At 66.6% G+C, this 12,292-nt stretch carries 9 protein-coding genes; 5 read left to right on the top strand and 4 right to left on the bottom strand.

Annotation, left to right across the window (positions count from 1 at the left end; translation table 11 throughout):
• Window positions 1-31: 31 nt before the first annotated feature.
• The 3 genes from glnA to K2X73_RS15400 form a co-directional block, all read right to left on the bottom strand.
• Window positions 32-1,444, bottom strand: a complete 1,413-nt coding sequence (gene glnA / locus K2X73_RS15410) for a type I glutamate--ammonia ligase (protein ID WP_294112284.1) — start codon at window positions 1,442-1,444, stop codon at window positions 32-34.
• A gap of 43 nt (window positions 1,445-1,487) precedes the next feature.
• A complete protein-coding gene (locus K2X73_RS15405; RefSeq protein WP_294112261.1) occupies window positions 1,488-1,826 on the bottom strand; it encodes a P-II family nitrogen regulator in 339 nt (112 codons plus the stop codon).
• 148 nt (window positions 1,827-1,974) lie between these two features.
• Window positions 1,975-2,883 carry a LysR substrate-binding domain-containing protein gene (locus K2X73_RS15400; protein WP_294112259.1) on the bottom strand — a complete coding sequence of 303 codons (909 nt, stop codon included), beginning with the start codon at window positions 2,881-2,883 and terminating at the stop codon, window positions 1,975-1,977.
• Window positions 2,884-2,976: 93 nt separating this feature from the next.
• On the opposite strand from K2X73_RS15400, the gene K2X73_RS15395 reads away from it, so the two are divergent.
• Both K2X73_RS15395 and K2X73_RS15390 read left to right on the top strand, forming a co-directional pair.
• Complete coding sequence (locus K2X73_RS15395) at window positions 2,977-4,335, top strand: pyridoxal-dependent decarboxylase (RefSeq protein WP_294112256.1); 1,359 nt, start codon at window positions 2,977-2,979, stop codon at window positions 4,333-4,335.
• Window positions 4,336-4,527: 192 nt separating this feature from the next.
• Window positions 4,528-5,526 carry an AraC family transcriptional regulator gene (locus K2X73_RS15390; protein ID WP_294112254.1) on the top strand — a complete coding sequence of 333 codons (999 nt, stop codon included), beginning with the start codon at window positions 4,528-4,530 and terminating at the stop codon, window positions 5,524-5,526.
• A gap of 23 nt (window positions 5,527-5,549) precedes the next feature.
• On the opposite strand, the gene map is transcribed toward K2X73_RS15390, so the two are convergent.
• Complete coding sequence (map, locus tag K2X73_RS15385; protein ID WP_294112252.1) at window positions 5,550-6,368, bottom strand: type I methionyl aminopeptidase; 819 nt, start codon at window positions 6,366-6,368, stop codon at window positions 5,550-5,552.
• Window positions 6,369-6,432: 64 nt separating this feature from the next.
• On the opposite strand from map, the gene K2X73_RS15380 reads away from it, so the two are divergent.
• From K2X73_RS15380 to K2X73_RS15370, 3 genes are all read left to right on the top strand, one after another.
• Window positions 6,433-7,188 (top strand): molybdopterin-binding protein, encoded by a 756-nt coding sequence (locus K2X73_RS15380; protein WP_294112250.1) that lies wholly within the window; start codon window positions 6,433-6,435, stop codon window positions 7,186-7,188.
• Window positions 7,189-7,322: 134 nt separating this feature from the next.
• On the top strand, window positions 7,323-10,976 hold the full coding sequence (locus K2X73_RS15375) for an autotransporter domain-containing protein (RefSeq protein ID WP_294112248.1): 3,654 nt from the start codon (window positions 7,323-7,325) through the stop codon (window positions 10,974-10,976).
• A gap of 134 nt (window positions 10,977-11,110) precedes the next feature.
• On the top strand, window positions 11,111-12,292 hold a 1,182-nt coding region (locus K2X73_RS15370; protein WP_294112283.1), incomplete at its 3' end, for a PHP domain-containing protein.

Below are 12,292 nucleotides of genomic sequence, written 5' to 3'. Positions count from 1 at the left end.
CGCGCCGCGCATTTCTTCGATCAGACCCGTGTCAGGCGCTGTAATACATGTCGAACTCGACCGGGCTCGGCGTCATCTCCCAACGGGCGACGTCCTCGCGCTTCAGCTCGATATAGGCTTCGATCTGGTCCTTGCTGAACACGTCGCCCTTGAGCAGGAAGTCCATATCGGCCTCCAGACTGTCGAGCGCCTCGCGGAGCGAACCGCACACGGTCGGCACGTTCGCCAGCTCGGCGGGCGGCAGATCATAGAGGTTCTTGTCCATCGGCTCGCCGGGATGGATGCGGTTCTGAATCCCGTCCAGCCCCGCCATCAGGATCGCGGCATAGCAGAGATAAGGGTTGGCGAGCGCGTCGGGGAAACGGAACTCGACACGCTTGGCCTTGGCGCCCGCGCCATAGGGGATGCGGCACGAGGCCGAACGGTTGCGGCTGGAATAAGCGAGCAGCACCGGCGCTTCATAGCCTGGCACCAGCCGCTTATAGCTGTTGGTGCTTGGGTTGGTGAAGGCGTTCAGCGCCTTGGCGTGCTTGATCACCCCGCCGATGAAGTAAAGGCAGGTTTCGCTGAGGCCGGCATAGCCATTGCCGGCGAATAGCGGGGTGCCTTCCTTCCAGATCGACATATGGGTGTGCATACCCGATCCGTTATCTTCCTTGATCGGCTTGGGCATGAAGGTCGCGGTCTTGCCATAGGCATGCGCGACTTGGTGAACGACGTACTTGTACACCTGCATCCGGTCGGCCGTCTGCACCAGCGTGCCGAAAGTGAGGCCGAGTTCATGCTGGGCGGCGGCCACCTCATGGTGATGCTTGTCGCACGGCAGGCCCATTTCGAGCATGGTCGAGACCATCTCGCCGCGAATGTCGACCGCCGAGTCGACCGGGGCGACCGGGAAATAGCCGCCCTTGGCGCGCGGCCGGTGGGCAAGGTTGCCGCCTTCATAATCGCGGCCGGTGTTGGTCGGCAGTTCGATGTCGTCGAGCTTGTAATAGCTCGTCGAATAGCTGTTCTCGAACTTCACATCATCGAACATGAAGAATTCGGCTTCGGGGCCGACATAGACGGTGTCGCCGATGCCGGTGCCCTTCAGATAGGTTTCGGCGCGCTTCGCGGTCGAGCGGGGGTCGCGCGCGTAGAGTTCGCCGGTCGAGGGTTCGACGATGTCGCAGACCACGATCAGCATCGGCGTCGCGCTGAACGGATCGACATAGACCGCGTCCAAATCGGGCTTCAGAATCATGTCGCTTTCGTTGATCGCCTTCCAGCCGGCGATCGAGGAGCCGTCGAACATAAATCCATCGGTCAGCTCGTCCTCGCCGACCACCGACGAGACCATCGTCAGATGCTGCCACTTCCCCTTGGGATCGGTGAAGCGCAGATCGACCCATTCGATCTCCTCGGACTCGATCATCTTCAGAATATCGGCCGGCGTATTCGCCATGATGGTGCCTTTCATTTGGGGTGAGACAGGAAAAAGGGTTGGGTTAGATCGCGTTTTCGTCGCGCTCGCCGGTGCGGATGCGCAGCGCGCTTTCCACGGGCATCACGAAAATCTTGCCGTCGCCGATGCGACCGGTATGCGCCGCCTGGGCGATCGCCTCCACCACACGCTCGGCGAGCGCGTCGTCGATCACGACCTCGAGCTTCACCTTGGGCAGGAAGTCCACGACATATTCGGCGCCGCGATACAGCTCGGTATGGCCCTTTTGCCGGCCGAACCCCTTGGCTTCGGTGACGGTGATGCCCGAGACGCCCACTTCGTGCAGCGCCTCCTTCACCTCATCGAGTTTGAAGGGCTTGATGATCGCTTCGACTTTTTTCACGAGACTCGTCCCCGCCCGGCTTATGCCCGTTCGCGCCGTCCATCTTACAAGCTTCGTGCCATACGGAAAGGGCCGCGTGACCGCGTGATCGCGTCACGGCAGCCGGCACCTGGCCTGCCGCTCGACCGTGCAGTGTCGCGCCTGTTGCCTAATCTTTGGGCAGCGTTTGCGGCGCCCCGGCGCGCGCTTCTGCCGCCAGTGTCGCCTTGATCCAGCGGGCGAGCGTATCAGCGGCGGCGTTGGCCCGGCGCGGGGTGGCGGGACGGACGAGATAATAAGCGCTCTGATCGCCGACCGAGATCGGGAAGGGCGCGACCAGCCGGCCGCTCGCCAGATCGCGGGCGACGAGCAGTCCGCGCGCGAGCGCGACGCCTTCGCCCGCTGCCGCTGCCTCCAGCAGCAGCCCCGCATCCTCATAGAGCGGGCCGTCGCGTGGCTCCTCAATCGCGAGGCCGGCGGCGGCGAACCAGGGCTGCCAATGATGGCGGACATGGCGGAGGAGCGTTGCGCGGGCGAGATCCGCCGGGGTGGCGAGGCCGAGCCGCGCCGCATAGGCTGGCGCCCACACCGGGAACAGCCGCTCGGTCGCGAGTGACGTCGCGACGAGCCCGGGCCAGTCGCCCGCGCCATAGCGTAACCCGGCGTCGATCCCGCGCTGCCCGGGCACCGAGAGTTCCAGCCGCGCGTCGAGCTGCAGGTCGATCCTGGGATGCGCCGCGCGGAACGCGGCAAGGCGCGGCACCAGCCAGCGATGCGCGAAGGAGGGGAGCACGCTCACCCGCAGCGGCTGGCGCGCTCGCTGCTCGGGCGGGAAGGTCTCCGCCAGCAGCGCGAGCGCCCGCCCGACGGGGTCGGCCAGCGCGCGGGCGCGGGTGCTGGGGATCATCCGTTGCCCCTGGCGCTCGAACAGCCGCGTGGCGAGCCGCGCTTCCAACTCGCGGATGCGGTGACTGATCGCGCTATGGGTCAGCCCCAGCTCGCGCGCGGCGGCGCTATAGCTTTCAAGCCGCACCGCCGCCTCCAACGCGCGCAGGCTTTGCAGCGAGGGGATCGTCATGCGCGCATTGTGACGAGGAGTCACAACCTCGGCAATCGGATATCGCTCGCCTTGCGCTCGCCGCGCGGCGACAAGTCGGGCGGGAGACACGCCATGACCGAACTTGATCTGCTCGCCGATGCCGATGCCCGTGCCCGCGATTATGTCGCGACAAGCAGCGCCCGCCGCGCTTATCCCGATCCCGACGCGATCGCCGCGCTCAATGGTTTCGACGAGCCTTTGCCGACGCAGGGCGCCGCGCCGGAGGAGACGCTGGCGATGCTCGATGGGCTGGGTTCGCCGGCGACGGTCGCCTCGAACGGGCCGCGCTATTTCGGCTTCGTGAAAGGCGCGAGCCTACCGGTCGCCGCCGCCGCCGAGCGACTGGTGCTCGCCTGGGATCAGAGCGCCGCTTCGGCGGTCGGCGCGCCGAGCGCGGCCGCGGTCGAGCGGATCGCCGCGCGCTGGATCACCGAAATCCTCGATCTGCCGCGTGAAAGCGCGGTGGGGTTCGGCACCTCGGCCAGCGCGTGCACGATCGGCTGCCTCACCGCCGCGCGCCGAACCCTGCTTGGCCGGCTGGGGTGGAATTTCGACGCAGACGGCTTGGACGGGGCGCCGCCGCTGCGGGTGGTGATCAGCGAGACGGCGCACATCACCTTGAAGAAGGCGCTGCGGCTGCTGGGCTTCGGGCTTGAACGGGTGGTCCTGGCGCCGGTCGACGGGCAGGGCCGGGTCGATCCGGCGCGGTTACCGCCGCTCGATGATCGCACGATCCTCTGCCTGCAGGCGGGCGAGGTGAACACTGGATCGTTCGATCCCTTCGCCGTGATCCTGCCCCGCGCGCGGGAGGCGGGCGCGTGGGTGCATGTCGATGGCGCCTTCGGGCTTTGGGCGCGCGCCGCCGCCGCCTCGCGCCCGCTGACCGAGGGGATCGACCTCGCCGATAGCTGGACGACCGACGGGCATAAGTGGCTGAACACGCCTTATGACGGCGCGATGAGCATCTGCCGCGATTCTGGCGCGCTGGCGGCGGCGATGAACAGCGACGCCGCCTATGCGACTTCCGAGCCCGACGCGCAGAAGAATCTGACGCTGGAATTCTCGCGTCGCGCGCGCGGCGTGGCGATCTGGGCGGCGCTGCGCTCGCTGGGGCGCGACGGCGTCGCGGCGCTGGTCGATCGCCACCGCACGCAGGCGCGACGCCTCGGCGAGGGGCTGGCCGCGGCGGGGTTCGAAGTGTTGAACGACGTCGTGCTCAACCAAGTGCTGATCCGCGCCAATTCTAGCGAACAAACCGAGCGGGTGCGCCAGGCAGCGGCGGCCTCGGGCGATATCTGGTTTGGCCCGACCATCTGGCAGGGTGCGCCGGCCGCAAGGCTCAGCGTATGTTCCTGGCGCACGACCGACGCCGATATCGACCGCGCCATCGCGCTGTTGGCACGGCTGCTGCGTGCCGACTCGGCGCGTTAGCCGATGCTGGCATGTCGATCGAGCTGCCCGTTGCTCATGTTCGCGCCCCGATCGCGCGCACGCCCCACTGCGGCAAAAACAGGTCCGTCTTTCGATAAATTGGTTTGCAAGTTATAGCGCCGCCGTCGTACGCCCGGCACCAACCGTTATCATGCGCGCGCCACGTGACGCATGGCACGGGGACATAAGTACATGACAATTCGTCCGGCGGACCGGGACGAGGAGATCGACGATATTCTCGGCATGCTCAATGTCGAGGCTGTCGCATTCACCGAATGTCGGATTGAGCGTGGCTGGTCACTCGGGCTGGGTCCGGCCCCGCTGCCGGGGTTGCATTATGTGCTGGAGGGAGAGGGCGTGCTCGCCATCAAAGGCGGCCCGCGCATCGCGTTGACTCCGCGCACGCTGATCCTGACCCCACCCGGCATCCACTATCGCATGGAAATGCCCACGGGAGACGGCAGGCCGCTTCGGCTCCACGAGCCCACCGTCCTCCCCTGCAATCCGCGTGGCCAATTCTATTCGACCGTCGCCGGCGACGGACGCGGCGACCTGGTGATCATCTGCGGCCATTTCCGGGCGCGGCACCCCGCGTCGGAGGATCTGTTCGCATCGCTCGACGCGCCGATCATCGAACGTTTCGACGCCAGCGATTGCCCCGCCAGTCTATTGGGCCTCGTCAGCATCGAACTCGCGGAGCATCGCATGGGCATGCGCACGATGGCGTCCGCGCTGCTCAAGCAAGTGTTGGTCAAATTATTCCGCCGGACGCTGGTCGCGAGCCCCGGATGGAGCCAGCGGCTGGCGCTGCTCGGCGATCCACAGGTCTCGCGTGCATTCACGGCGATGATCGCGCGGCCCGGCGATCCGCACTCGCTTAAAAGCCTGTCGAACACGGCGTGCCTCAGCCGCTCGTCGTTCGTCCGGCGCTTCACGAACGCTTTCGGCCAGCCACCCGGCGTTGTGCTGAGAGAAATCCGGCTCGAGCGCGCCGCGGAACTGTTGCTGACGCGACGCTTTCTGGTGGCGCAGGTCGCCGAGTTCGCGGGCTATGCCAGCTATTCGAGCTTTTCGCGCGCCTTTCGTCGGCATTTCGGCTGCGACCCCTCGCATTATTGTGAGGCGCGAGAGAGGGTCGGCAAGACGCCTTCCGCCCGACTTGGCGCGATGATCGGCTTGTCCGCACCCTAATGGCCGGGGCGGCGGCCACCAATTCAATATGGTGGCTTGTGCAATCCCGCCGGGCTGACAGTGAAAATTTCGCAGCCTGCCTCGGTGATGCCGATCGAATGTTCGAACTGCGCGGACAGCGAGCGGTCGCGCGTTACCGCCGTCCAGCCATCGTCGAGCAGCTTCACATCGGGGCGGCCGATATTGATCATCGGTTCGATGGTGAAGAACATGCCGGGGCGGAGTTCAGGCCCGGTGCCGGGGCGGCCGACATGCACTACCTCCGGCGCGTCATGGAACAATCGGCCCAGGCCATGCCCGCAGAAATCGCGCACCACGCCGTAACGATGGCGCTCGGCATGGCTCTGGATGGCGTGAGCGATGTCGCCAAGATGGTTGCCCGGCCGCGCCTGCTCGATGCCGAGCATCAGGCATTCATAGGTCAACTCGACCAGCCGACGCGCCTTTAACGGCACGTCGCCGACCAGGTACATCCGGCTCGAGTCGCCATGCCAGCCATCAAGGATCGGGGTGACGTCGATATTAACGATATCGCCCGATTTCAGTGGCTTGTCGCCCGGGATGCCGTGGCAGACGACGTGGTTGATCGAAATGCAGCAGCTATGGGTATAGCCGCGATAACCCAAGGTCGCCGGTACCCCGCCGTGATCGGCGATGAAGCGGCGGATCATGTCGTCAAGCGCCGCCGTCGTCACGCCGGGCACGACATGCGGCGCGATCATGTCGAGCGTTTCAGCGGCGAGCCGGCCTGCCGCGCGCATCCCGGCGAAACCCTCTTCCCCATGCAAGCGAATCGCGCCGGTGCGGGCGAGCGGGGCGTCTTCGGTGATATATTCGGTCATCACCGTGATATAGCGCCACGCGCGCGGCTTTGCGAGGGGGCGCGGCCTGGGCTATGCCCGCGCCATGACCGAGCGTATCTGGACCGCCGCGCTTGTGGTGATCGGCGACGAAATCCTTTCCGGCCGCACCCAGGACAAGAATGTCGCGCAGATCGCGACCTGGCTGAACGTGCAGGGCATCCGCCTTGCCGAGGTGCGCGTGGTCGGCGATCGGACCGAGGCGATCGTCGAGGCGGTGAACGCCTTGCGCGCGCGCAACGACTATCTGTTCACCACCGGCGGCATCGGCCCGACGCATGACGACATTACGGTGGACGCGATCGCCGCCGCCTTGGGGGTGGGGGTCACGCATCACCCCCAGGCGCTCGCGGTACTCGAGCGTTATTACGCCAGTCGCGGCGGGCTGACCGAGGCGCGCAAGCGGATGGCGCGCGTGCCTGAGGGCGCCGAGTTGATCGCCAACAAGCTATCGGGCGCGCCGGGCATCCGCATCGGCAATATCTTCATCATGGCGGGTGTGCCGCACATCACCGCGGGAATGCTCGACGCGCTGACGGGCACGCTCGAAGGCGGGCGGCCGGTTATCTCCCGGACGATCGGCTGCTGGGTGGCGGAAAGCGAGGTCGCCGATCTGCTGCGCGAGACCGAGCGCGCGCATCGGGGCGTCGCGATCGGCAGCTATCCGTTCTTTCGCGAAGGGCGGGTGGGCGCCAATTTCGTGGTGCGCGCGACCGATCCGGCGGTCGCCGAGGCGTGCGTTGCGGATTTGCTCGCGCGGCTTGCGGCGGCGAATTTGGCGGGGGTGGCCGACGGCATCTGATGCACGGAAGTCACGCTCCGCACGAAATAATATTCCCCTCTTGCCCTATCTGATGCGCCCGTTACAGTCATTAGCGTTTCGTAACATGATATAACCGGTCGTGAATGCGGCCGAAAATCGGTGAGGGAAGATTGATGACCAAGCGGGAAGGCCGGCTGCGCCCGGCGCTGATGACGAGTGCGGCGCTGCTGGGTTTGATGTTAGGTACGGGTGCGGCGAACGCGCAGGCACTGAGCGTCGCCGGTAGTGGTCTGGGTGCCGCGACGGATGCCGACCAGCGCTCGCTCGAAGAAGCGCGCAATCGGCAACTGGCGATCGAGGCCGCCGAGCTTGCCGCGCATCGCCAGGATCTCAGCGTTTATCGTTTGGACGCGAACATCGCGCCCGATCCGAACATTCTGATCGCGCTGCCCAACACGCCGACCACCGCGCGCGATCCCAACAACATCACCGGCATCGCGCAGATGATCATCGCGACGCCGAACGCCAATGGCGGCGTCGGGCTGGGGCTGTGCACCGGCTCGCTGATCAACCCGCGCACGGTGCTGTTCGCCGCGCACTGCGTCAACACCCGCGCGGCGACCGCCTATGGCTCCGGCTCGGGCGGCGTTGCGATCGGCTTTGGCTTCAACAACTCGAACAACACCACTCAGCCGGGCCAGCCGGCCGGCACCAGCCCGCTGATCAACTGGATTTTCGGGTCTGCCAATCGTCCTGCTTTCACCACTAGTCTCACCGATAACTTTTACACGGTGAACGGTGTCGCCTATAACCCGTTGTCGCTTGAGCCGGCGGCGAATGGCTTCCTCTATGGCGACGTCGCGATCGCCTCGCTCGATACGCCGGCGCGCAACATCCCGACCTGGTCCCTGCTCTTCTCGCCGCTTCCGGCGCCGGGCCAGATCAATGCCAATACCGGCACGGGCTATCGCGTCGCGCTGGCCGGCTATGGCGGCAACGGCACTGGTGTCAGTGGCACGCTGCCGATCGATTACCGCCGGCGTCTGGCCGAAAACTGGTTGGGCGGTCTCGCCTCGCTCGCCGATTTCGGCAGCGCCGTGTTCGGCCCAGGCTCGAACGCCAATCTGCCGCAGAATCTCTACTGGATCGACTTTGACGATCCCGCCCGCGGCACCGCCAATGCCAGCCCGTTCGACTTCAACTCGTTCCGCGACAATGCTCTGCCGAACGAAGGTACCACTGCCGGTGGCGACTCGGGTGGCCCGCTGATCCTCGACCGGACCTTCGCCCGCCAGCTGGTGATCGGCGTGCTTTCGGGCGGTTTCAACCGCTTCTTCACCGCCCAGCCGCAGAACGGCTATGGCTCGAATAGCTTCTACCAGCCGCTCTACCTCTATTGGGACTGGATCGCCGCCAACAATCCCTATCGCTATGTCGGCGCGGCCGCCGGCAATGGCAACTGGGAAGACCCGACGCGCTGGGTGTCACTGCAGGACCCGAATTATTTTATCCTTGGGCCTGACGGTCAGCCGATCAACGGCGTCCCGAACCTGACCGGCGAACAGAGCACCGGCACCGCCGGCAAGTTCGGCCAAATCTGCGTCCAGGGTGGCGTAACCGGCGCGATCGGTAACAATGTCTGCCGCGACGTCCGTACCGGCGGCCTCGTCAACACCCCTAATGGCATTGGCACCGCCGGCGAGCAGCCGCTTGACGCTCCGTCCAATGGCCTGGGCAGCGCGGTGATCGGCGGCCCGGGCGCCGCCAACCAGCCGGGCAGCGATGTGCTCGATCCGGGCCAGGCGGAACTCGCGCCCGCCGCGCCCGCGCTCCCGATCCCCGCGCCGACCATCGCCAACGGCCTGCCGGGCGCAACCAACTTCGTGCCCAACAACACCGCTGGGAATCGCCTGCAAGGCGTCTTGCCGCGCTATTTCGACGTTACGCTGAGCAACGCCGGCACCACGACGCTCAACAGCGCGGTGACGATCGATCGGCTGCGTATCAATGGCGTGCAGGCCGGGCTCACCATCGCGCAGGGCGCGCGGCTTGACGTGCTGAATGACGTCACGCTGCAGATCGGTACGCTCGGCGTGAACGGCACGCTGCGCAGCGTGAACGACTTCTTCTTCGCGGCCGGGGGGATCAACGGTACCGGCACGATCATCGCGCCGTTCACCACCAGCGTCGCAGGCGTTCTCTCGCCGGGCGCGACCGGCAATGCCGGCTCGATCGGGACGCTGACCTTTGTCGGCAACCTGATCCTGGCCTCGGGCACCAACACCCTGATCGACCTGGGCGCCAACGGCGTCTCGGACCTGATCCAGGTGAACCGTACGACGCCGACCGCGACCGATGGCATCGCCTCGGTCGGCGGCGTGGTGCAGTTCCGCCCCGATCTGAGCGGGCTGCGCGCCGGCAATGTCTATACCTTCGTCAACGCCCAAGGCGGGGTACAGGGCACCTTCGCGGGTACGTCGGGCGCGTTCAGCGCGATCCTGTCGCCGCGACTGATCTATACCGCCAACACCGTGCAGGTGAGTGTCCAGGCGGGAAGCTATGCCGCGCTCCTCGCCGGCGGCAGTGCCGTGCAGCGCGCTTATGCGGGCTTGCTTGACGCCAATCGTGGCAACGCGAATGTCGATCAGAGCATCTATGTGCCGCTCGACGTTCAGAACGCGGCGACCATCGCCGGCCAGCTCGAAGCGTTCGCCCCGCGTGGCGAGGCACAGGCACCCAACCTCGGCATCGCCGCGCTCGACACGCTATCGCGCTTCCACCGTGACCGGCTCGCGACGCGCGACAGTGCTTCGGTCGAGGGTGGCAGCGTGGCGATGATCGGCCAGCCGCTGCAATTCGCGCAGCTCGGCGCGACGGGCTTGCTGGGCGCCGGGGTCGGCCTCGCTCAAGCGACGAGCGACGCGACGCCCACCACGGTGCGTCGCAATGCCCTGCCGAGCGACATGAACGCCTATCTCGCGGGCGGCTACATCGATGGCAGCAGCGCCCCGCTGCGTGGCACCGCGGTGGCCGGCGCGCGCGACCGGCTGGACGGTTGGTTCATCGCGGGCGGCATCGAAAAGCAGCTCGACGGCGAAAGCTTCGTCGGCCTTTCCGTCAGCTACGCCGAGGTCAATGGCCGCACCGGCAACGGCGGAACGCAGACCGGGCGGTTCGGCACCTATGAGGTTACCGCCTATGCCAAGGCCGATCTCGGCAAGGGCTGGTCGCTCGATGGCCAGGTGGGTGTCGGCGCCTTCTCGCTCGATACCCAGCGCACGCTGGCCTTCCTCGGCACGCCGCAGACGCTGCGCACCGAGCAGAGCCGTGGCGTGGTGACCGCCGAGGTGGGCGCGCAGAAGGAGTTCAACCTGGGGCTGCTGCGCATCGCACCGCGCCTTTCCAGCCGCACCAACTACATCAACTTCGGCACGGTGAGCGAAACTGGCGGACCGGGCGCGCTGACCTATTATCGCCCCGAGCTGCTGTCGATCCAGGGTCGCGCCGGCCTGATCGTGCAGACGGCGAAGGCGGCCAAGTTCCGGCCTTATGTCACGGCTTATTATGTCCATGAGTTCAACGACGCACGGTCGCCGGTGTTTGGTGCGAACCTGGTTGGCGGCGGCGTTGCCACCAGCTTCAACAGCGTCGGCGGTCCGGGGGCCAACTTCCTGGGCACGCGGATCGATCGCAACTGGGGCGAGGTGAGCGGCGGGCTGACTTACACGACCGGCAAGGTGGACATTGGCATCGCCGCCGACACCACTTTCCTTCGCGATGACGTGCAGAACCAAAGCTATCGCGGCACGGTCCGCTTCCACTTCTGATCGGTTTCACACACGTGGAAGGCCGCGCCACCCGACAGGTTGGCGTGGCCTTTTCTTTTGGCGTGGCCGGTTATCCACAGCGCGGAGCGGGGCGCCGCTAGCGGAATCGCCGCGTGATGCGCATAGTGCCGGCGATGGCGCATTCCGGTTTCGTCCCGCTTCGTATCTTCTCCAGCTTCACGATGCTCGATGGGGCGATCGAACCAAAGGCGATCGCCAAGCGCGCCCAGGCGCTGCGCTTTCCGGCGGCGGCGATCAGCGACCGCAACGGGCTTTATGGCGCGATGGCCTTTTCGGAGGCCGCGCGCGGCGCGGGGGTGCAGCCGATCATCGGCACCATGCTCGGCGTCGCCCGGCCCGATATGCCCGAGGGCACGCCCGCGCTCGATTGGATCGCGCTCTATGCGCAGGACGAGGCCGGCTATCTCAATCTGTGCCATCTGGTGTCGCAAGCGCATCTCGCGCGACCGCTCGAGCAGGCGCCGCATGTCCCGCTCGCCGCCCTGGAGGGGCATAGTAAGGGCTTGATCGCGCTCACTGCCGGCGGTGAGGGCGCCGTCGCGCGGTTGATCGCCGAGGATCAGGAGGGGAGGGCCGAGGCGTATCTCGCGCGGCTCGAAGCGCTGTTCCCCGATCGGCTCTATATCGAGCTGGCCCGACGTGGTGACGCGGTCGAGGCGCGTGCGGAAGAAGCGCTGCTCGATCTGGCTTATGCACGCGGGCTGCCGATCGTCGCGACCAACCCGTGCTGTTTTGCCGAAGCCGATTTCGGCGCGGCGCATGACGCGATGCTGTGCATCGCCAATTCTACCTATATCGAAAGCGAGGACCGCCCGCGGAGTTCCCCAGACGCGTGGATGAAGCCCGCCGAGGCGATGGCGGCGCTGTTCGAGGATCTGCCCGAGGCGATCGCCAACACGCTGGTCGTCGCGCAGCGCTGCGCGGTCGCCGCGCCCAAGCGCAAGCCGATCCTGCCGAGCCTCGCCGGCGACCGCGAGGGCGAGGCCGCATTGCTGCGCGAGCGCGCCCGGGCGGGGCTCGACAAGCGGCTGGCGAAGATCGCCGCGATCGAGGGCAAGCCTTGGTCGGCCACCCCCTCACCCGACCCTCTCCCCCAAGGGGGAGAGGGCTTGGCGGGGGATGATTGGACCCGGCCGTATCGCGAGCGGCTCGATTACGAGCTGGGCGTCATCATCGACATGGGCTTCCCCGGCTATTTCCTGATCGTCGCCGATTTCATCCAATGGGCGAAGGAACAGGATATTCCGGTGGGGCCGGGGCGCGGATCGGGCGCGGGCTCGGTGGTCGCCTGGGCG

This window comes from Sphingomonas sp. (assembly GCF_019746665.1).
Lineage (GTDB): Bacteria > Pseudomonadota > Alphaproteobacteria > Sphingomonadales > Sphingomonadaceae > Sphingomonas.
The sequence above is the reverse complement of the archived record's forward strand: the minus strand, read 5'-3'. Positions and strand labels throughout refer to the sequence as shown.

What these genes read in the sequence shown, in the direction of transcription:
- K2X73_RS15380 (WP_294112250.1), top strand. Translation starts at nt 6,433, where the DNA reads ATGACCGAGCGTATCTGGACCGCCGCGCTTGTGGTGATCGGCGACGAA.
- K2X73_RS15400 (WP_294112259.1), bottom strand. Translation starts at nt 2,883, where the DNA reads ATGACGATCCCCTCGCTGCAAAGCCTGCGCGCGTTGGAGGCGGCGGTG.
- map (WP_294112252.1), bottom strand. Translation starts at nt 6,368, where the DNA reads ATGACCGAATATATCACCGAAGACGCCCCGCTCGCCCGCACCGGCGCG.
- glnA (WP_294112284.1), bottom strand. Translation starts at nt 1,444, where the DNA reads ATGGCGAATACGCCGGCCGATATTCTGAAGATGATCGAGTCCGAGGAG.
- K2X73_RS15395 (WP_294112256.1), top strand. Translation starts at nt 2,977, where the DNA reads ATGACCGAACTTGATCTGCTCGCCGATGCCGATGCCCGTGCCCGCGAT.
- K2X73_RS15390 (WP_294112254.1), top strand. Translation starts at nt 4,528, where the DNA reads ATGACAATTCGTCCGGCGGACCGGGACGAGGAGATCGACGATATTCTC.
- K2X73_RS15375 (WP_294112248.1), top strand. Translation starts at nt 7,323, where the DNA reads ATGACCAAGCGGGAAGGCCGGCTGCGCCCGGCGCTGATGACGAGTGCG.